A 20,307-nucleotide genomic window follows, 5' to 3' on the forward strand; every position below is an offset into this window, starting at 1 on the left:
CATGTTCGGCGACGACGAGGCACGCGGACCGCGGCCGCTCCCGGCGCGACGCGCCCTCGTCGATGACGTGTACGACGCGGTGCTCGGTCTTCTCATGGACCGGGTCATCGAACCCGGCGCCCGAGTGAACATCGATGCGGTCGCTCGCGATCTCGACGTCTCGCCGACACCCGTGCGCGAGGCCCTCACGCGTCTCGAGTCCGAGGGACTCGTCGCGAAACGGGCGCTCAAAGGCTACGTCGCAGCCCCACTGCTCGACGAGGCAGGCCTCCGCGACCTCTACGACATGCGCGAGCTGCTCGAACCGGAGGCCGCGCGTCGCGCCTCGACCCATCTCGACGACGACACCGAGAACGAACTCGCCGAATCCGTCGTGCAGATGCGTGCTGCATCCGCCCCCGATGAGGACGAGAGCTTCCGCAATTACCGCCGGTTCATCGACGAGGATCTGCACTTCCACCACCTGATCGCCGAGCATGCGCAGAGCCCGCTGCTCTCGGAGGCCATCGTGCGACTGCGCTCGCACATGCACCTCTACCGACTGAACTTCCGACACGACTTCGAGGACGACACGGTCAACGAGCACGAGGGCATCCTCGACGCCCTGCGCAGACGAGACGCGAACGCTGCTGCCGAGGCGATGCGCGCTCACATCGAGAATTCGTACGATCGGCTCGGCCCCGCGCTCGCGCGGCGGGCGGAGAACGCATCCGAATGATCTGATTTCCGGATTCGGAGCGCGCAAAGTGCCCGAAAATCCGGGGGAAGTCGACCATTTGCGCCATCCGCGACGGACATCATCGGCCCGAAAGCGCGGAATATCAAGGTAAACTCGATATCGACACCCGCCCGCCCGCCTGCGCCGCCCCCGGCCGACGAGCTTTGAGGAGCCGCGTATATGCTGACGCTCCTCGCCGTGTTCCTCCTCGGGTCGATCCTGATGCCCGTGCTGGTGCGATGGCTGGGTTCTCAGGCATTCGCGATCGCGGCTCTCATTCCCGCAGCGGCATTCGTCCATGCGCTGGTGCTCACCCCCCAGGTTCTCGACGGGCCCACGCCGTTCGTGTCGGTCGAGTGGATCCCGCAGCTCGGGCTCAACCTGTCTATGAACATGGACGTGCTCGGCTGGGTGCTCACCCTGATCGTCACGGGCGTCGGTGCTCTCGTTCTGCTCTACTGCCGTTGGTACTTCCACGACGATTCGGCGGGGATCGGCCAGTTCGCAGCCGTCCTGCTCGGCTTCGCCGGCGCGATGTACGGTCTCGTCCTGACCGACGACCTGGTCATGCTCGTCATGTTCTGGGAGGTGACGAGCATCCTCTCGTACCTCCTGATCGGGCACTACCGACGCCGTGCGGCCAGCCGACGCGCGGCCCTGCAGGCGCTCCTGGTCACCACCCTCGGCGGCCTCGTCATGTTCGTCGGTGTCGTGCTGCTCGTGGTCGATGCCGGCACCTCCAGCATCCGCGAGATCCTCGAGCTCGCCCCCACCGGTCCCATCGTCGACGCCGCAGTGGTGATGCTCCTGATCGGAGCCATCAGCAAATCGGCGATCTTCCCGTTCCACTTCTGGCTGCCGGGAGCCATGGCTGCGCCGACGCCGGTGAGCGCGTACCTGCACGCGGCGGCCATGGTGAAGGCAGGCATCTACCTGATCGCGCGCTTCGCACCGATCTTCGCGTTCACCGGGCCCTGGCGGCCGATCATCATCTCGCTGGGGATCGTGACGATGCTCCTCGGCGGCATCCAGGCGCTGCGCGAGACCGACCTCAAGCGCATCCTCGCGTTCGGCACCGTGAGCCAGCTCGGGTTCTTCTCGATCGTGATCGGCTACGGCACGCAGGCGAGCGCCCTGGCGGGTCTCGCGCTCGTGATCGGGCACGCGCTGTTCAAGTCGGCGCTGTTCCTGATCGTCGGCGTGATCGACCGTCAGCTGTCGACCCGTGACATCGATGAGCTGAGCGGTGTGGGTCGTCAGGCCCCGGTCATGGCGACCGCGGCATTCATCTCGGTCGCCTCGATGGCGGGCATCGCTCCGACCATCGGCTTCGTCGCGAAGGAGTCGACGCTCACCGCACTCCTCGATGACGCCATGCACGGATCCCCCTGGGGTCTCGTCGCGATCATCGGCGTCAGTCTCGGTTCCATTCTCACTGCGGCATATGGCATCCGCTTCCTCTGGGGAGCCTTCTGGAAGAAGCGCGATGCCGTCGGCGACCACCTGCCGGACACCGCCTGGCCCGACCCGCCTGTCGGCTTCCTCTCGGCGCCGATCATCCTCGCCGGAATCACGATCGCCGCCGGTATCGGCGCACCCGCGCTCGACACCGCCCTGCAGGGCTACGCGCTCACGGCGACCCCCGGTCTCGATGCGGAGGGCGTGGCCGCGGAGGGACCGGGGCACCTTGCGCTCTGGCACGGGCTGGAGCCCGCGCTCGGCATCTCGATCCTCTCCATCCTTCTCGGCGCAGGGCTCTTCCTGCTCACCGTGCGCACCGGGTGGGATCGCAAGGCGCGCCTCATCCCCTTCACCGCGGCGGACGTCTACTACCTGGTGATGCGCGGCGTCGACCGTCTCTCGGTGCTCAGCACGACGCTGACCCAGCGAGGCTCCCTCCCCGTCTACGTCGGCACGATCTTCGTCGTCTTCGTGGCCGCCGAGATCACGGCCCTGCTGGCGAGCGACGTCGACCGTTTCCAGCTGTCCGCGTGGCATACGCCCGCCCAGGTGGTCGTCGCACCGATGATGGCGGCTGCCGCCGTCATGGCCGTTCGCGCGCAGAAGCGCTACACCGGTGTCGTGCTCGTCTCGATCACCGGTCTCGGCATGGTCGTGCTGTTCGCGACCAGCGGCGCCCCCGACCTGGCGCTCACGCAGATCCTCGTCGAGACGGTCACCATGGTCACCTTCGCCCTCGTGCTCCGGAGGCTGCCTGCGCGGATGGGCGAGCACAACGCCTCCGTCGGTCGCATCCCCCGGGCGCTCCTCGGTGTCGGCGTGGGGCTCACCATGGCCCTGGTCGCGATCGTGGCCACGCAGTCGCGCGTCTCCGACCCGATCTCCGAAGCCTTCCCCCGCCTCGCGTACGAGATCGGCCACGGCAAGAACGTCGTCAACGTCGCGCTCGTCGACCTCCGCGGGTGGGACACGATGGGCGAGCTCTCGGTGCTCGTGCTGGCCGCCACCGGGGTCGCGTCGCTGGTGTTCGTCACGCACCGGGCCGACATGCTCTCGGCGACGAAGACGCTGCCCAAGGCCCGCCGCCGTCGCACGCTCAGCCGTCCCCTCGTCGAGACGACCGAGGGCGTGCGCTTCCAGACCTCCGAGAACGAGAGCAGCCCTCGTGCCTGGCTCGTCGGCGGTCAGAGGATGAAGCCCGAGAATCGGTCGATCCTTCTCGAGGTCATCGTCCGCATCCTGTTCCACACGATCATCGTCGTGTCGATCTTCCTGCTGTTCTCCGGGCACAACCTCCCCGGCGGCGGTTTCGCCGGCGGACTCGTCGCCGGCATGGCGCTCGTCATGCGATACGTCGCGGGCGGGCGCTGGGAGCTCGGAGCCGCCGCGCCCACTGACGCCGGTCGACTTCTCGGCACCGGCCTCATCCTCGCCGTCGGCACCGCCGTCGTGCCGCTGTTCTTCGGCATGGCCCCGCTCACCAGCACGTTCTGGGAGTGGGAGATCCCCGGCATCGGCCACATGGAGTTCGTCACGTCGACGATCTTCGACATCGGCGTCTATCTCGTCGTGATCGGTCTCGTGCTCGATGTACTGCGCAGCCTCGGCGGCGAGGTCGACCGCCAGGCGCAGGAGTTCCGCGAGCGGGGGGTGACCCTCTGATGGATGTCTCCCTGACCCTGATCGTGATCATGGCCGTGCTGTTCGCCTGCGGTGTCTACGCGATGCTCGAGCGCAGCCTGACCCGGGTGCTGATCGGCTTCCTCCTGCTCGGCAACGCCACGAACATCCTGCTGCTCATCGTGATGGGCGTTCCGGGCAACGCGCCCTTCTTCGGCACCGAGGGCGAGCTCAGCGATCCGCTTCCACAGGCCCTCACACTCACGGCCATCGTCATCACGTTCGCCGTCTCGGCGTTCCTGCTCGCCCTCATCTACCGCTCCTGGCAGCTGGGTCAGGCCGATACCGTCGAGGACGACGAGGCCGACATCGCGCTCCGCGAGCGCACCGATGCCGACGAGGATCTCATGGACGACGAGGCCGACGCCGCCGACGACGAGGCCACCACCGACTTCGTGGGCGTGCAGACGGCTCCGATCACCGTGCTGCACATGCGCGACCACCCCGCGATCCACGACGACGCGCCCACGGACCGTCCGACCGCCCCCCGTCCGGCGCCCGCGGCGGCAGAGCCTGCGCCGGATACGGAGCCGGATGCGGATGTCGCAGCATCCACTCTCGCCCACGAATCGGCCCCGCCGGAGGCCGACGACGAGAACGGCGCACCGGACGACACGACAGACGGGGAGGACCGCCCATGAGCGCCCTCGTCCCGCTGCTCGTCGCGCTGCCGCTGCTCGGCGCCGCCGTCACGCTGATCTTCGGTCGCAACCCCCGACTCCAGGCCTTCGTCACTGTCGCGACCCTCGCCATCGTCTCGGTCATCGCGGCGGTGCTGCTGGTCGTCGTCGATGCGGGTGTTCCCCTCGCCGTCTCGGTCGGCGGCTGGCCGGTGCCGTTCGGCATCGTGCTCTACGTCGACCGGCTCGCCGCGCTCCTGGTGCTCATCTCGAGCGTCGTGCTGCTCGCCGTCCTCCTCTTCTCCATCGGTCAGGGTGCGGCAGACGGCACCGACGAGACGCCGATCTCGATCTTCAACCCGTCGTACCTGATCCTCGCCGCCGGAATCTTCAACGCGTTCATCGCGGGCGACCTCTTCAACCTGTACGTCGGATTCGAGATCCTCCTCGTCGCGTCCTACGTGCTGATCACATTGGGCAGCACGGAGTCCCGCATCCGCACCGGCGCCGTCTACATCGTCGTGTCGCTGGTCTCGTCCATCCTGTTCCTCGCCTCGATCGCGATGATCTACGGGGCCCTCGGCACCGTGAACATGGCGCAGATCGCCGAGCGGATGACCGAGCTGCCGCAGGAGACCCAGCTCGTCCTCCACCTCATGCTGGTGGTCGCGTTCGGCATCAAGGCCGCCATCTTCCCCGTGTCCTTCTGGCTGCCCGACTCGTATCCGACGGCACCGGCTCCTGTCACCGCGGTCTTCGCCGGCTTGCTGACCAAGGTCGGCGTGTACGCGCTGATCCGCACCGAGACGCAGCTGTTCGCCGACAACAGCATCGACACACTGCTGCTGATCATCGCGCTCGCGACCATGATCGTGGGAGTACTCGGTGCCGTCGCGCAGGCGGAGCTGAAACGAATCCTGTCGTTCACGCTGGTGAGTCACGTGGGGTACATGATCTTCGGTCTCGCGATAGCGACGCCCGCCGCGATCGGCGCGACGGTGTACTACATCGTCCACCACATCATCGTGCAGACGACGTTGTTCCTCGCCGTCGGTCTCATCGAGCGTCGAGCGGGCAGCACGTCGATCCTCAGGGTGAAGGGACTGCTCAAGGTCGCGCCCGTGATCGCGGTGCTCTACTTCATCCCCGCGATCAACCTCGGGGGCCTGCCTCCGTTCTCCGGGTTCATCGGCAAGTTCGCGCTGTTCGAGGCCGCGGCATCCGTCGGAACCCCGCTGATGATCGTGCTGATCCTCGGGGGAATCGTCACCTCGCTCCTCACCCTCTACGCCCTGATGCGCGCCTGGAACCTCGCGTTCTGGCGCGAGGAGGAGGACTCCGCCGAGACCGAGGGGCGCATCTCGTACCTGGGCAACGCCCCGGCGGCCGACGAGCAGCAGGAGCGTCGCCGCATCCCGAGGATCATGACCGTCGCGACAGCCGGCATGGTCGGGGTCACTGTGGCACTGACCGTCTTCGCGGGCCCCCTCTACGCGCTGTGCGACCGCATCGGTGAAGCTCTGCTCGACCCGGTGAGCCTCATCCAGCTGGAAGACGAGGTGGAGGGATGAGCCCCACCGAGACCGGTCGTCACTTCTGGCGTGACATCCGCGTGCAGCTTCCGTTCCTCGCGTGGCTCGTCGTGCTGTGGATGCTGCTGTGGGCGCAGTTCACGGTGCTCGCCTTCCTGTCAGGGCTCGTCGTCGCGGTGTTCGTCACCCGCGTCTTCCGACTGCCGACGGTCGAGCTCTCCGGGCGCATCAACGTCTGGTACGCCGCGCTCCTTGTCGTGCAGTTCCTGTTCGCGGTGCTGCGGGGAGCGCTCGCGGTGACCGTGCAGGTGTTCGACTTCCGGCGTCAGCCCGGGGCCGCGATCATCGCCGTGCCGCTGAAGTACGCGGACGACCTCATGATGACCCATGTGTCGGTCGTGTCGTCGCTCGTTCCCGGGTCTCTCGTCGTCGAAGCCGATCGCGACCGTCAGGTGCTGTATCTGCACGTGATCGGCGTGCGCAGCCTGGCCGACGTCGAGAAGCAGCGGGAGGGCGTGCTCCGCTGGGAGCGACGGGTCGTGCGTGCGCTCGGCGCCCCCGAGCAGTACCGTGCCCTCAAGGCCGACGCGCGCGCGGCCCGTGCCGCCTCGGCCGGCGGTTCCATCGGCTCGGCCGGTGGCGCGAAGAAGGGCGGTGCCCGATGAACATCCTCCTGCTGGCGATCATGGTCGTGTTCGGCCTCGCGGCCATCCTGACGATCATCCGGATCGTGCGCGGCCCGTCGATCCTCGACCGTGCGGTCGCCTCCGACGTGCTGCTCACCGAGGTCATGTGCGTGCTCGGCGCCGAGATGGCGATCAACGGGCACACCCGCAACATCCCCGTGCTGCTCATCATCGCCGCGGTGGGCGTCTTCGGCTCGATCTCGGTCGCCCGGTTCGTCGCCAGAAGGGACAACACGACGCCATGAACGTATTCGGCCTCAGCATCCCCGACGGCGTCATCGACGTCGCCGTGCTCGTGCTGATCCTGCTCGGTGCCCTGCTCTGCCTCTCGGCCGCCGTCGGACTGCTGCGCTTCCGCGACGTGCCGTCTCGACTGCACGCCGCCACCAAGCCCCAGGTGCTGGGGCTCATCCTGATCTGTCTCGCGATCGCGCTGTCGCTGCGCACGGTGGGCGGGATCCTCGTCGGTCTCGCCCTCGTCGCCCCGATCGTGCTCATGCAGTTCGCCACCGCTCCGTTGTCCGCGCATATCGTGGGACGGCAGGCCTATCGCAACGGCACGACCGACGAGCGCAGCCTCGTCGTCGACGAGCTCGCGGAATCGAAACAGACTCCTCCCGGCGCAGGCTGAGGGGGCACAGAGGGGGGACGATGTCAGCACCGCAGGGGTGGTACGACGCGGGTACGCCGGGTCTTCAGCGCTGGTGGGACGGGGTGCAGTGGACCGCACACGAGCGAGCGGCGGCACCGGCGACGCTGTCGATGGGCTGGTACCCGGTTCCGGGCACGACGGACGTCCGCTGGTGGGACGGCGTGATGTGGACGCCGTACCGCGTCCGCGCCGGCAAGCCGCGGCCCGACTGGCTGGCGGTCGAGCCGCCGGCCATGGGAGTCGTGCTCGGCATCCTGTTCTTCGTGCTCGGGACGCTGCAGCTGTTCGCGGCGCTGGTGACGCAGAATCCCGGCAACTTCATCTTCCCCGCGCTGCTTCTGGCGGTGGCGGTGCTCTGGATCGTCGGCGCCGTGTATTCGCGTGGCGTGCGCAAGCTTCCCGTTCCGCAGTCGGCGCCGATCGTTGATCCGGTCGTGCAGCCGCTGCCCGGTGAGGTCGACGGGCCCGATGCCGGATGGTATCCGATGACGAGGCAGGTCAGCCGCTGGTGGACGGGTTCCCGGTGGAGCTGGTACATCGGCACGAGATTCGGTCCTCGACCGGGGCACGCCGGGCCTCGCGGCTATCTCACATCGATGATCGTCGGCTGGTGTGTGGCCGGGCTCGCAGTCATCGGTGTGATCGTCGCGGTGGTGGGAAGCGTCATGGAGCAGAGCCCCGTCACCGGGTTCATGATCGTGTTCGGCATCATCTTCGCAGTGCTCTTCGGTGGTCTGGGGGCGTTCGCCCTGCTGCTGACGAGGTCGCGCCGCAATGCTCTCCTCCTTCCGGCGACACCTCCGCCGCTGCGCTGAGGCATCGGCCGACGGCGAAGGCGACGGGGTGCAGGGTCAGAGATCGTCGGCGAAGGCCTGGATCAGGCGGGCCGCCGGCTCGGAGTCGCTGATCAGCGTGCCATGCCCGTGATCGGGGATCACCTGCAGGTCGGCGCCGGGGATCTCGTCGATGATCTCCCGGCACCAGCTCATGGGCGCGAGCGGGTCGTCCTCGCCGCGCAGCACGAGCACGGGCTGGTCGATGCGCGCGAACGCCTTCTCGGGCTGGTGCACGATGGTCGCGCGGATCTTGCGGATCAGGTGGGGGCCTCCCCGGAGGTACTCCCGCGCACCGCGCCAGATCACCAGCGGGCGCTCGCCGACCAGGTCGGTCAGCAGATAGCTCGCCTGTGCGGCGACATTGCGCGCAGCCTTGTTCACCGTGGGGCCGGCGAGCACGACGCCCTCGACGAGCGAGGGATGCCGGGCCGCGAGCTCCGCCGCGATCTGACTGCCCATCGAATGGCCGATCACGACGACCGGACCTTCACCGGCGTGACGCAGGTAGGCGGCGACGAGGTCGGCGTGCCGCTCCATGGTGAAGGTGCGTGCGGGCTCGGGAGCTTCGCCGAAACCCGGCAGGTCGAGTGCGATGACCCGGCCGCGCAGTCGCTGCACCACATCGAGGTAGACACTGCGACCCATGCCGATGCCGTGCAGCAGCAGGAAGGTGTGTGCGCCTTCTCCGAAGGTCTCCGCGATCAGCGTCGCCCCGGCGTGCTCGAACTCGAGCAGCGTGACGGGTGTGCCCTTCGGGGCGAGATAGCTGGAGACCACCCCCCAACGCTAACCGAGCGAGGGCAGTGGGACTAACCGAACAGGCGTGCGCCGTATGCCGGTGTGCGACATGACGCGCGTTCGCGTCATGCGAGGATGAAGGGTGTCTTCGCCCAGCTCCGATCCCGATCAGATCGAGACAGGGGGCGAGACGTCAGGCCCCGCGAAGGGATTCCTCGCGCGCATCGCAGACGGACTGAGCGACCCGGTGCTGCGGGCCCTCGTCGCGGCGACCGCCGTCTCGCGGATCGGACGCGGCGTATTCCTCGCGGTCACCGTGCTCTTCTTCACGCAGATCATCGGCCTCTCACCCGCGCTCGCGGCGGTGGTGCTCGCGGTGTCGAGCGGATGCGGTGTGGTGGGCTCGCTCCTCGGCGGCTGGCTCGCCGACAGGTGGAGCGCACGACGCCTCGCATTCGGCTTCGAGATGGCCGGCGGCGTGCTGCTCGCCGCGTATGCGTTCGTCGGCGATTTCGTGTCGGCCCTTCTGCTCGCGAGCCTCTCGGGCTTCTTCGACTCGCTCGGATACTCGTCCCGATCCGCGATCATCGCGCGAGGATTCGCGCCGGAGAAGAGGGTGCACGCCCGCGCAGTGCTGCGCACCGTCACGAACCTCGCGATCGCGGCGGGCTCCGGTTTCGGTGCGATCGCCCTGGCACTCGGCACCCCCGAGGCTTATCGGATCGTCATCGCCGGTGCGGGTGCCGTCTGCGCACTCGGCTCGCTCTCGCTGCTCCGGCTGACGTCGGCGGTCGACGCTCCTGCGCGCAGTCGAGTCACTGATCACTTCACCGAGACCGGATCCATCGACACCCGCGCCACGGAGGCGGCATCCGCCGAGCGCAGGGACTGGAACCGCCGCTCGCCGTGGCGCGACCCCCGATACCTGCTGCTGAGTGCGCTCTCGGCGATCTTCGGCATGCAGTTCGGGGTGGCGGAACTCGGGGTGCCGTTGTGGATCAGCGAGTACACGAATGCGCCGGATGCCACGTTCGCGATGCTCCTGATCGTCAACACCGCGCTGGTCGTGCTGTTCCAGGTGCGTGCCTCGCGCGGCACGCACGACGTCCGGGTCGCAGGCAGGGTGACGATGATCGCGGGCTGGCTCATGGTCGCCGCCTGCCTGATCTATGCGCTCGCCGCGGGGCTACCGACGTGGGCGGCGATCGTCATCCTCGTCATCGGCATGATCACGCACACGTTCGCCGAGATCCTGTCGCAGGCCGGGGCCTGGGGACTCAGCTTCGAGCTCGCCGATCCCGTACGGGCCGGCGCCTATCAGGGCGTGTTCGGCATGGGCTTCTCGCTCGGAGCCCTTGCGTCGCCGATCGTCGTGAACGCCACGGCGATCACCTTCGGCTTCGCCGGATGGGCGATGCTGGCGGCGATCTTCCTCGCCGCCGCGGTCGGTATCTGGGCGATCGCGCGCCGCGCCGCCGCATCCGGGCCGACGTCGGCACCTGCCTGAGAGTGCGGTCGAGGCGCGCCTATCCCGCCGGGATCAGAACGAGCGTGTGCCGGGCCGCTGCGTCCACCGCCTTCTCCGAGAAGGCCCAGGGCTTCTGCACGCCGGCCGCCCAGTCGGCGGTCTGATCGATGTAGTGCTCGTCGAACGCGTGACCCGAGGCTCCCGTGAGATGGATCCAGGTCGAGGAGTCGAAGTCCGACAGGTCGATCACCATCCGCATCGAGGGAACCGTGGTCGTCGCATACGACGTGCCGAGCTCCCACCCCGTCGCGTTGACCACCGATGCACCGCCGCTCACGGCGAACGGTCCGCGGTTGAAGAGCATCTCGATCGGAGCGATGCCCGACGAGCCGAGAGTGTCGCTCGTCAGGGTGATGGCGTGCAGATCGCCCCACCTCCAGGCGCTGACCGCGGTGCCCTGCAGGGCGGAGAGTTCGTCGTATGCCTCTTCGGCCGACAGCGCGAGCATTTCGTCCATGCTCGTGACGTCGAGGGCCGGGTTGGTCCAGAGCGGATCGGCGGGGTCGTCGAGCAGGTCGGCGACCACCGTGAACAGACGCCCCTGCCCGTCGATCGGCAGGGGCTGGTCGCGCTCGGCGAACAGATTCTGCACGAGGTTCGACCAGAGGACGTTCGCGTATGCGGCGGCAGCGGAGGATGCCTCGTTCTGGGCATCCCACGATCGCAGCAGGTCGACCGCATCCGCTGTTCCCGCCCCCTTCACCTCGACGTCGCCCATCGCGGATGCCAGGCGCTTGCCGATCCACATCTCGCTGTCCATCTGGATCTCGCGCATGTCCTCGGCGGTGAGCGGCCCGGCAGCGGCCCGTCGTTCGATCAGGTGCGCGATGCGTGCCGCGCGGTAGCCGTAGTCCCAGTCCCGCGAGAGGAAGTACGGGTAGTCGTCGGTGACGATCGCGTTGTTCGCGGTCACGATGTACCCCGAGGCGGGGTTGTACGACACCGGCAGCTCTTCGAAGGGGATGAACCCGGACCAGTCGTAGCTGCTGTCCCATCCGGGCTGCGGCATCCATCCGTCTCCCGCACCGCGGATCGGCAGGCGTCCGGGCGTCTGGTACCCGATGTTCCCCTCGGTGTCGGCATAGATGAGGTTCTGGGCAGGAACATCGAACAGTGAAGCGGCGTGACGGAACTCCTCGAAGTCCTGCGCGGTCGAGAGGGCGAAGATCGCGGTCGCCGCGGTGCCGGGATCCAGCGCCGTCCACCGCAGGCTGACGGCGTACTCGGAGCCGCCGCCTGTCGGTGCCTGTCCCACTGCTCCGCCCGCCGCGAGACCAGGCTCGGGATCGTCGGCGATGGTCGTGAAATCCTCGGTCAGTCCCGAGATGATCGGGCCGTGCACCGTCGAGCGGATGGTCAGCTCGATGTCGTCGCCACCGGCGACCTTGATGGTCTCGGTGCTCTCCTCGAGTGGCACGAGAGCGCCGTCGCGCCAGTACTGGTCGCCCTCGATCCGCTCGATGTACAGGTCGGTGACGTCGGTGGTCAGGTTCGTGAACCCCCACGCGACCTGCTGGTTGTGGCCGATCACGATGCCGGGGAGGCCCGAGAACGAGAAGCCGCCGACATCGAACGGGCACTCGTCTGTGACCTCGCTGCACTTGAGTTGCACCTGGTACCAGACCGAGGGCAGGGATGCGCCGAGATGCGGGTCGTTCGCGAGCAGGGGCATGCCGGTGGAGGTGAGGTCGCCCGAGACCACCCAGGAGTTCGAGCCGATCCCCTCTCCGACGTCGCCGACCAGGATGCTCGCCGCCTCGATCACGTCGGACGCCTCCTGCCACTCGATCGTGGTGGTGGCCTGCTGCAACTCCCCGTCGTTCTCGTCGTCCTTCTCTTCGGCGGTGAACGCGGCGGGTTCCGCATCCATCCCGAGCGCCGGCACGGTGGAGATCTCCGGGACGATGACGGGATGCTCGTCGAACGGATAAGCGGGGTAGAGCGCGTCGAGCGTGGCCTGCGTCTCTGCGGCATCCGCGGAACCGGAGGCGAGCTCCGCCGCGAGCAGCGCCCGCTCGGTCTCGTCCTCGACGTTGCCGCGGAGGTCCCAGGCCATCGCCTTCAGCCAGGCGACGGAATCCGCGGGCTCCCAGGGCTCGGGCGCGTACTCGGGATTCTGTATGCCCAGAACGGCATACTCGAGCGACAGCTCGGCACCGGACCGCGATGCGAGGTAGGCGTTGACGCCGTCGGCGTAGGCCTCGTAGTAGCCGCGGGTCACGTCGTCCATGGCCTCGACCTCGGCCTCGGCGACGGTGCGCCAGCCCAGGGTGCGCAGGAACGCATCCGTCCCTGCCTGCGACTCCCCGAACATCTCGGCCACCCGACCCGCCGTGACGTGGCGGCGGAAGTCCATCTCGAAGAAGCGGTCCTGCGCGTGCACGAAGCCCTCGGCGTAGAAGAGGTCGTGCGTCGAGTCGGCGGTGATCGTGGGGATGCCGCGGTCGTCGCGCTGCACGGTGACCTCGGCCTCCAAGCCGTCGAGGGGCAAGGAGCCGTCGGTCTGGGGGAACGAGCGTTGGATCGTCCACGTGACGAAGAAGGCGGCGGCGACGGCGATCACGACGATCGCGGCCACGACGAGGAAGGCGATGCGGCCGATGCGCGCACCCAGCGGAGGGCGCGAAGGGTCGACGATCTCCGGCGAGTCAGTTGTCATCTTCGAGAACTCTTTCGGGAAGGCAGGGTGGGACTCAGTCCCAGAGAGCCCCAGAGTGCGTCCCAAGGACGCACTCTGGGAATACTACCCACAACGTTCGGGATCCGGGGCCCGTTCTCGTGCGACTGCGCTCAGCCGATGAGGCTCGGCTGCAGATCGCGCAGCGTGCGCCGGTGCGTCATCCGCGTCACGCCGATCGCCGCCAGCAGCAGCGCGCCGACCAGCCAGATGCCCAGCACCACGAGGTCCCAGCCGGCTCTGCCCAGGTTGCCTCCGTACATGAGCTGCCGCATCGCGTCGACGACGTAGCCGAGCGGGAGCACGTGGTGGAGGGCGGCGAGAGGTGCGGGCAAGGTCTGCCACGGGAAGGTTCCGCCGGCGGTGACGAGCTGCAGCACCATGAGCACGAGCCCCAGGAACTGCCCGACCGAACCGAGCCAGACGTTGAGCGCCAGGATGATCGCGGCGAATGTCGCCGACGCGAAGATCATGACCCCGAGCGTGCCGATGGGGTTGTTGAACGTGAAGCCGAGGGTGATCGCGAGGATCCCCATGAGGCCGAGCATCTGCACCGCGCCCAGCATGGCCGGGGTCAGCCAGCCCGCGAGCGTGACGCGGACAGGGGAGTGCAGGGCGGTGATCGCTCGACGAGAGATCGGCTTGACGATGAGGAACAGCGCGTAGATGCCGATCCAGGCCGAGAGCGCGGCGAAGAAGGGAGCGAGGCCTGCGCCGTAGTCCTCGGCGGATGCGACCTTGTCGCTCGACACCTTCACCGGGTCGGCGATGGTGTCGGCCTGCTGGGTGCGCAGTTCGGGGGTCGACACGGGGATCTGCTCGACCCCGTCGGCCAGCCCGTCGCGCAGCTCGGCCGTGCCCGAAGCGAGGGTGCTGAGTCCATCGCGCAGCTGCGCGGCACCGTCGTTCGCCGCTGCCGCGCCCGTGGCGACGGTCTGAGCGCCGCTCGCGACGGTCTGCGCGCCGGTGGAGAGCGTCTGCGTGCCGCTGGCGAGCTGCGAGGCGCCGGATGCCACCGATTCGGCTCCGGCGGCGAGCTGGTCGACCTTGTCGACCGCGTTCTGCACGGTCGAGTTGCCCTCCTGCAGTCGGGTCCCGAGCGGATCGAGGGTCGCAAGGACCCGATCGATCTGCTCCTGCGTCAGGCCCTGATCGGTGAGCACCGCCGCGATGTCCTGGCGGGCCTGGGGCAGAGCATCCGTCGCCTGCTGCACAGCCGACCCCGCGCGGTCGGCGACGTCGGCCAGCTGCCGGTTGCCGTCACTGACCTGCTGAGCCCCCGACGCCAGAGTCGCCGCGCCACCGGCGAGCTGAGCCGCGCCGTCGGCCAGATTCGACGTGCCGCCCGCGAGCTGAGACGTGCCGGCAGCGAGCTGCGATGTTCCGTCGGCGAGTGTGGCGCTGCCGGTCGCCGCGGTGTTCGCGCCGTCGGTGAGCTGATTCGCGCCGTCGACGGCGGTGACGAGGTTGTCGCGCACATCGCTGAGCCCGGTGAGCAGCCGCTCGGCCGCCTCGCTGCCGACCATCTCGGCGACGGAGCTGCGGATCTTCTCGACAGCCTGCGTGCCCATCGACGACGCCAGATAGTTGTTGGCGTCGTTGGTCTCGAGCTCGATGCGCGCCTGGTGAGGGTCGTCGCCCGAGGCGGAGGTCAGTGCGGCCGAGAAGTCGGTGGGGATCGTGACAGTGAAGTCGACGGTGCCCTCGCGGAGGGCATCCGCCGCCTCGTCGGCCGACATGCGCTGCCAGTCGAACGCGTTGCCCTCGATGAGGTTCTCGGCGACGTCCTCGCCGTAGTTGACGGTCTCGCCGGTCGGAGCATCCGTTCCCGTGGTGGGCGTCGCCGCGCCCTCGTCATCGACCACCAGCGCGACCGGGACATCGGGGAACTTGGCGTAGGGGTCCTGGTTCGCCCAGAGGTAGAGACCGCCGTAGAGGATCGGCACGCACACGAGCGCGATCAGGGCGATGATGCCCATCTTGCTCGCGGTGAGGCGCCGCAGCTCGGCGGCGATCATGGAGGGAACCTTCATCGCTCGGCTCCGTTCTCGGTGGTGTCTGCGGGGGTGTCTGGTGTCTCGTCGGCGTCGGCGTCGGCGTCGGCGTGGCCGTCCTCGTCGCCGTCCTCACTCGACGACCGGGGGTCCTCCGCGGGAGAACCCAGGGCATCGGACGGATCGTCGGCGTGTTCGGAATCGGCGCGCGGTGCGTCGCCCGGTTCCTCTGGGTTCTCCGACTCGGATGCCGGGGCGTCGGGGTCGGGTGCCGGCGCGTCGGGTGCCGGGGCGTCGGGTGCCGGGGCGTCGAGCACGAGGGGCTGCACGGGGCCCGAGGCGTTGATGGCCTCGAGCTCGTTCATCCGCTCGAGGGCGACCGCCGCGGATCCGCCGATGATCACGAGCATGGCGTAGCCGCGGTCGGCGAACTCCGACGCGATGCGCCACCAGCCGTCGGGGCTGCCGCCATGGCGGTCGGGGGAGACGAGCACGATGCCCTCGGTGCCCTCGCGCAGCACGGCGAGTTCGCACAGGATGCGTACGCGGGCCGCCGGATCGACGTTGCCGATCGGCACTCCGGCGAGTTCTCCGAAGCCGAGCTGGGTGAGCCAACGACGGGCATGCAGCGGAGTTGCACCGACACCGGCGAACATGAGCTCCTCGCCGACGACACCGGCGAGCGTGATGTCGGCGTGCGGGTCGCTGACATCGGGGGCGTCGACGAGCGCGACGGCGCGGCGGAGCATCCGGTTGTTCGTCGTGCCGTCGACGGTGACGCGACCGGTCTCGGGCTTCATCCGTCCGCTCGCGATCAGGCCGAGTACGCTGGGGCGCTGCTCGGTCTCGGCGAGTGCGAAGCGCACGGCGCCGGTGTGGAACTCGAGGCTCGTCGTCGGCAGCGCCTGGCCTCCGCGCCCCTTGCTGACGTCGTGCAGAGTGATTCTCATGCGCTGATCTCCTGCGTGGCGACGATCTCGGGATGGGTGGCGAGCAGGTCGTCGGCTTCGCGCCACGACAGCCCGGCGATGCTGAGGAGTGTGCGGACGGCGATGTTGTCGGCGCCGGCGCTCGCGGCATCCGTGCGCGACACGACCGTGCGGGCCACCTCTTCGATGAGCCGGGCGAGCGTGGAGGCGGTGAGATCGGTGCGGAAGCTGCCGTCGCTCTGCCCGCGCTCGGCGAGGGCGGCGACAGTGCGACGCAGCGGGGCGAGTGCCTCGGCGGTGTGATCGACATGCGCCTCGTCGAGGGCGAGGGCGGCGGCGACCTGTACGTGCGCGGCCTCCTGCCAGAGCCTGGCGGCGAGGCGAGCGAGGGCGAGGCGAGGATCGGTGTCGGTCACGGATTCGGCGATCGCGTTGAAGCGCTGGGCGCCGACCGAGATGAGCTCGCGGATCAGTGCCTCACGGTCGTCGAAGTGGCCGTAGAGGGTGCGGCGCGAAAGGCCGGCGCTGCGGGCGATGACGTCGATCGAGGCTCGCGGATCGACGGCGAGCGTGGCGCGGGCCGCGTCGAGGATGCCGGCGCGATTCTCGACGGAGTCACGGCGGGGAGCACGGGTGGTCATGCGCCCATTCTACGTATTGTGCACAGCAGTGTGCAAGATAACTCGGAGGACTCACAGGGTCTGGACGGTGGGCCGTTCACAACTCAGCACGGATCGCCGCTCTGAGCCTTTACCAGCACGATCCAGCGTCGAGGCCCGACGTTCATGCTGAATTGTGAACGCCGAGCCGCCCAGACACACAGAAGGGGGACACACGCAAGAGGGGGCGGATGCCGCAGCATCCGCCCCCTCTCTGAAACCGACAGATCAGTCGAGTCCGGAGTCGAACGCAGCGCCCTCGGATGCGTTGTCGACCGCATCGGCGAGGTTCTCATCGACCTCCTCCACGGAACCCGTGATCTCGCCCGATTCGCCGGCCGTGACGCGGCCGACCAGTTCGCCGGTGGCGCCGCCGATGAGGCCGAGACCCGCGTACTGCTCGAGGCGCGAGCGCGAGTCGGCGATGTCGAGGTTGCGCATCGTGAGCTGTCCGATGCGGTCGACCGGGCCGAACGCGGCGTCGCCGACACGCTCCATCGAGAGCTTCTCGGGGCCGTACGACAGGTTGGGCGACGTGGTGTCGAGGATCGTCCAGTCGTCTCCGCGGCGCAGGCGGATCGTGACGGTGCCCGAGATCGTGAGGCCGACCCAGCGCTGGATCGACTCGCGAAGCATGAGCGACTGCGGCTCGAGCCAGCGTCCCTCGTACATGAGACGACCGAGACGGCGACCCTGCTCGTGGTAAGTCGCGAGGGTGTCCTCGTTCAGGATGCCGTTGACGAGGCGCTCGTAGGCGATGAAGAGCAGCGCCATGGCCGGAGCCTCGTAGATGCCGCGCGACTTCGCCTCGATGATGCGGTTCTCGATCTGGTCGCTCATGCCGAGGCCGTGGCGCCCGCCGATCGTGTTGGCCTCCATGACGAGGGCCACCGGGTCGGTGTACTCGACGCCGTTGATGGCGACCGGGCGGCCGGCCTCGAACGTGACAGTGACGTCTTCGGTCTCGATCGCGACCGACGGGTCCCAGAACTTCACGCCCATGATCGGGTCGACGGTCTCGAGCGAGACGTCGAGGTGCTCGAGGGTCTTCGCCTCGTGCGTCGCGCCCCAGATGTTGGCGTCGGTCGAGTACGCCTTCTCGACAGAGTCGCGGTAGGGGAAGTCATGGGCGACGAGCCATTCGCTCATCTCCTTGCGGCCGCCGAGCTCGGTGACGAAGTCGGCGTCGAGCCAGGGCTTGTACACGCGCAGGCGCGGGTTGGCCAGCAGGCCGTAGCGGTAGAACCGCTCGATGTCGTTGCCCTTGTAGGTCGAGCCGTCGCCCCAGATGTCGACGCCGTCTTCCTTCATGGCGCGCACGAGCAGCGTGCCCGTGACAGCGCGGCCGAGGGGCGTCGTGTTGAAGTAGGTGCGTCCGCCGGAGCGGATGTGGAAGGCGCCGCACGAGAGGGCCACGAGACCCTCTTCGACCAGCGCGGTCTTGCAGTCGACCAGACGCGAGGCCTCGGCGCCGTATTCGAGAGCGCGACCGGGGATCGACTCGATGTCGTCTTCGTCGTACTGCCCGAGATCGCCGGTGTACGTGTAGGGGACGGCGCCCTTGTCGCGCATCCACGCGACGGCGACGGAGGTGTCGAGTCCTCCGGAGAAGGCGATGCCGACGCGCTCGCCGACGGGAAGTGACTGGAGGACCTTGGACATGGTTCCCAGTCTATCGGCGGCGTGTCGGCTGTTTCGGACCGAGGTGGGAGTCAGCGCGCGTCGGCGGCTTCGAGCTCGTCGAGCGCCGCTGGCTCGGCCGTCGGCCGAGCCAGCTCGCGCCGTTGGTGCGCCGCATAGCGACTGCCCCAGTCGGTCAGCGCCTCGACGAGGGGCATGGATCCGCGGCCGAGGTCGCTCAGTCGGTACTCGACCTTGGGTGGGACCTGCCGGTAGACCGTGCGGATGAGCAGCCCGTCGTCCTCCAGCTCGCGCAGCTGGCGCGTCAGCACGCGGGCGGTCGGCTCGTCGAGCAGTCTGCTGAGCTCGCCGAACCGCAGCACCTCGTGCTCGCCCAGAAGGCTGAGGATGCTGGGCTTCCAGGCGCCGCCGAGCACCGCGATCGAGACCTCGGCGTCGCATGCGTCTCCCCACTCACGGACGATGCGCTCCGTCTTCTCCCTCATCGGTATGCCTTCCGCTACGCCTTAGTATCCAAAGGGTCACTATGTACCATCAATGACTGTACTTGTCTGAAGTGTACCCGCGGCGCGAGACTGAGGCAGTGACCTTCCCCCTCCCCACGGCAGCGGCCCTGCCTCGTGCGGCTCGGCATCCGTGGCTCGCCATGATCCCCCTGCTTCTCGGCATCCTGATCGGCGCGCTGGCGATCAGCAGCATGTCGACCGCGCTGCCGGCGATCCGCGGCGACCTCGTCCTGAGCGACAGCGGCGCTCTCTGGCTCGTCGACGTGTATGCGCTCTCTCTGGCGGCGACGCTGATCGTCGCCGCCCGCATCGGCGACGCCTTCGGGCGCAAGCGGATCGTGTTGTTCGGCCTCGCCGGTTTCGCGGTGCTCAACGTCATCGGCGGATTCGCCCAGGACGGGATGCTGCTGATCGTCGTGCGCGCCCTCCTCGGCGTCGCGGAGGCGTTCGTCGTGGCCGGCGTCGTCGCCACGATCGGTGCGCACTATCACGCACGGCAGCGCGTGCTGGCCTACGGGCTGTGGACCGCGACCTTCGGAGCCGGCAGCGCTCTGGGCCCGGTGCTCGGGGGCATCGTCACCGAAGGCCCGGGGTGGCGCTGGCTGCTGCTGGGCAGCGTGCCGCTCGCGGTCGTCGCGGGAGTGCTCGCGATCTGGCTCGTTCCCGACTCCCGCAGCTCGCGGCCCCCGTCGTGGGACGTCCTCAGCATACTGTCGTCGATCGTCGCGCTCGGGGCTCTCGTCTTCGCGCTGCACGAGGTGCTCGCGGCTCCCCTCGCCGCGGGCGTCGCCGGCGTCGTCGCGGTCGTGACGCTCGTGTTCTTCATCCGCCGTCAGCAGTCGCTGCGCGAACCACTCATCGACATGCGGCTCTTCCGAGTACCGGGGTTCAGCCCCGCGATCGTGCGCATCGTGGCGAGCAGCGGTGTGTCGACGGCATCCGTGCTCCTGGTGAGCCTTCATCTGCAGGATGCGCGGGGATTCAGCGCGGCCGCGGCCGGCATCGCGATCCTTCCGCAGGCGATCGCGATCGCGCTCGGCGGGGTGCTCGCCCCTCTGTTCCTCCGGTGGCTCACCTCGCCCACACTCACGGTGGTCGCGCTCGTGATCCAAGGCGCCGGACTCGCCTGGCTGGCGACCGGGGTCGACCTCGTCGCGATCCCGCTCGTGCTTGTCGGCGTGGGGTTCGGGATCGCGGCGACGCTCGCCGCGACGACCCTCTTCGACGTGACCACCGAAGACGACGCCGGTCAGGTGGGGGCGATCCAGGAGGTCGGCTTCGCTCTCGGCGGCGGCCTCGGGATCGCCGTGCTCGGCACGATCGCCTCGATCGTCGGGTCGCGCGGCTTCGTCGTCGCGCTCCTCGTCGCGACAAGCATGGTCGTCGCCGCTGCGCTTCTGCCGCTCTGGAGACGCGCTCCGACGCCTCCCGTCCTCGACCCCCGCTGAAG

Annotated in this window: 17 protein-coding genes; 10 read left to right on the forward strand and 7 right to left on the reverse strand. The window is 68.7% G+C overall.

Annotation, left to right across the window (positions count from 1 at the left end):
• The first annotated feature begins 1 nt into the window (after position 1).
• The 8 genes from MRBLWH13_RS16540 to MRBLWH13_RS16575 all read left to right on the forward strand — a co-directional run bounded on the left by MRBLWH13_RS16540 (position 2) and on the right by MRBLWH13_RS16575 (position 8,164).
• A complete protein-coding gene (locus MRBLWH13_RS16540) occupies positions 2 to 718 on the forward strand; it encodes a GntR family transcriptional regulator (RefSeq protein ID WP_341956004.1) in 717 nt (238 codons plus the stop codon).
• Between the two features lie 180 nt (positions 719 to 898).
• Positions 899 to 3,841, forward strand: a complete 2,943-nt coding sequence (locus tag MRBLWH13_RS16545) for a Na+/H+ antiporter subunit A (RefSeq protein WP_341956005.1) — start codon at positions 899 to 901, stop codon at positions 3,839 to 3,841.
• On the forward strand, positions 3,841 to 4,500 hold the full coding sequence (locus MRBLWH13_RS16550; RefSeq protein WP_341956006.1) for a Na(+)/H(+) antiporter subunit C: 660 nt from the start codon (positions 3,841 to 3,843) through the stop codon (positions 4,498 to 4,500). Before MRBLWH13_RS16545 ends, MRBLWH13_RS16550 begins: the two co-directional genes overlap by 1 nt.
• A complete protein-coding gene (locus MRBLWH13_RS16555; protein WP_341956007.1) occupies positions 4,497 to 6,050 on the forward strand; it encodes a Na+/H+ antiporter subunit D in 1,554 nt (517 codons plus the stop codon). Before MRBLWH13_RS16550 ends, MRBLWH13_RS16555 begins: the two co-directional genes overlap by 4 nt.
• Positions 6,047 to 6,676, forward strand: a complete 630-nt coding sequence (locus tag MRBLWH13_RS16560; RefSeq protein WP_341956008.1) for a Na+/H+ antiporter subunit E — start codon at positions 6,047 to 6,049, stop codon at positions 6,674 to 6,676. Before MRBLWH13_RS16555 ends, MRBLWH13_RS16560 begins: the two co-directional genes overlap by 4 nt.
• The gene (locus MRBLWH13_RS16565) at positions 6,673 to 6,942 is read left to right on the forward strand and encodes a monovalent cation/H+ antiporter complex subunit F (protein WP_056310811.1); all 270 of its coding nucleotides are present in this window, start codon (positions 6,673 to 6,675) and stop codon (positions 6,940 to 6,942) included. The genes MRBLWH13_RS16560 and MRBLWH13_RS16565 overlap by 4 nt, the downstream gene beginning before the upstream one ends.
• Positions 6,939 to 7,328: a monovalent cation/H(+) antiporter subunit G gene (mnhG, locus tag MRBLWH13_RS16570; RefSeq protein WP_056511310.1), complete on the forward strand. Its 390-nt coding sequence runs from the start codon at positions 6,939 to 6,941 to the stop codon at positions 7,326 to 7,328. The genes MRBLWH13_RS16565 and mnhG overlap by 4 nt, the downstream gene beginning before the upstream one ends.
• Positions 7,329 to 7,348: 20 nt before the next feature.
• The gene (locus MRBLWH13_RS16575; protein ID WP_341956009.1) at positions 7,349 to 8,164 is read left to right on the forward strand and encodes a DUF2510 domain-containing protein; all 816 of its coding nucleotides are present in this window, start codon (positions 7,349 to 7,351) and stop codon (positions 8,162 to 8,164) included.
• Positions 8,165 to 8,200: 36 nt separating this feature from the next.
• On the opposite strand, the gene MRBLWH13_RS16580 is transcribed toward MRBLWH13_RS16575, so the two are convergent.
• The gene (locus tag MRBLWH13_RS16580; protein ID WP_341956010.1) at positions 8,201 to 8,962 is read right to left on the reverse strand and encodes an alpha/beta hydrolase; all 762 of its coding nucleotides are present in this window, start codon (positions 8,960 to 8,962) and stop codon (positions 8,201 to 8,203) included.
• A 103-nt stretch (positions 8,963 to 9,065) separates the two neighbouring features.
• On the opposite strand from MRBLWH13_RS16580, the gene MRBLWH13_RS16585 reads away from it, so the two are divergent.
• A complete protein-coding gene (locus tag MRBLWH13_RS16585; RefSeq protein WP_341956011.1) occupies positions 9,066 to 10,430 on the forward strand; it encodes an MFS transporter in 1,365 nt (454 codons plus the stop codon).
• Between the two features lie 19 nt (positions 10,431 to 10,449).
• Here the strand turns inward: MRBLWH13_RS16585 and MRBLWH13_RS16590 are convergent, their stop codons facing one another.
• From MRBLWH13_RS16590 to MRBLWH13_RS16615, 6 genes are all read right to left on the reverse strand, one after another.
• Complete coding sequence (locus tag MRBLWH13_RS16590; RefSeq protein WP_341956012.1) at positions 10,450 to 13,110, reverse strand: penicillin acylase family protein; 2,661 nt, start codon at positions 13,108 to 13,110, stop codon at positions 10,450 to 10,452.
• Positions 13,111 to 13,241: 131 nt separating this feature from the next.
• Positions 13,242 to 15,161: a YhgE/Pip domain-containing protein gene (locus MRBLWH13_RS16595; RefSeq protein ID WP_341956013.1), complete on the reverse strand. Its 1,920-nt coding sequence runs from the start codon at positions 15,159 to 15,161 to the stop codon at positions 13,242 to 13,244.
• On the reverse strand, positions 15,158 to 16,072 hold the full coding sequence (locus MRBLWH13_RS16600) for a hypothetical protein (RefSeq protein ID WP_341956014.1): 915 nt from the start codon (positions 16,070 to 16,072) through the stop codon (positions 15,158 to 15,160). Before MRBLWH13_RS16600 ends, MRBLWH13_RS16595 begins: the two co-directional genes overlap by 4 nt.
• Positions 16,069 to 16,692, reverse strand: a complete 624-nt coding sequence (locus tag MRBLWH13_RS16605) for a helix-turn-helix domain-containing protein (protein WP_341956015.1) — start codon at positions 16,690 to 16,692, stop codon at positions 16,069 to 16,071. Before MRBLWH13_RS16605 ends, MRBLWH13_RS16600 begins: the two co-directional genes overlap by 4 nt.
• Positions 16,693 to 16,938: 246 nt before the next feature.
• The gene (gene argG / locus MRBLWH13_RS16610; protein ID WP_341956016.1) at positions 16,939 to 18,372 is read right to left on the reverse strand and encodes an argininosuccinate synthase; all 1,434 of its coding nucleotides are present in this window, start codon (positions 18,370 to 18,372) and stop codon (positions 16,939 to 16,941) included.
• Positions 18,373 to 18,422: 50 nt separating this feature from the next.
• Positions 18,423 to 18,836 carry a helix-turn-helix domain-containing protein gene (locus MRBLWH13_RS16615; RefSeq protein ID WP_341956017.1) on the reverse strand — a complete coding sequence of 138 codons (414 nt, stop codon included), beginning with the start codon at positions 18,834 to 18,836 and terminating at the stop codon, positions 18,423 to 18,425.
• Between the two features lie 98 nt (positions 18,837 to 18,934).
• Between MRBLWH13_RS16615 and MRBLWH13_RS16620 the strand changes: the two genes are divergently transcribed.
• Entirely contained in the window at positions 18,935 to 20,305 is a 1,371-nt protein-coding gene (locus MRBLWH13_RS16620) for an MFS transporter (protein WP_341956018.1), read from the forward strand.
• The last annotated feature ends 2 nt before the right edge of the window (positions 20,306 to 20,307 follow it).

Origin of the sequence: Microbacterium sp. LWH13-1.2 (genome assembly GCF_038397735.1) — a bacterium.
Classification (GTDB): Bacteria; Actinomycetota; Actinomycetes; order Actinomycetales; family Microbacteriaceae; genus Microbacterium.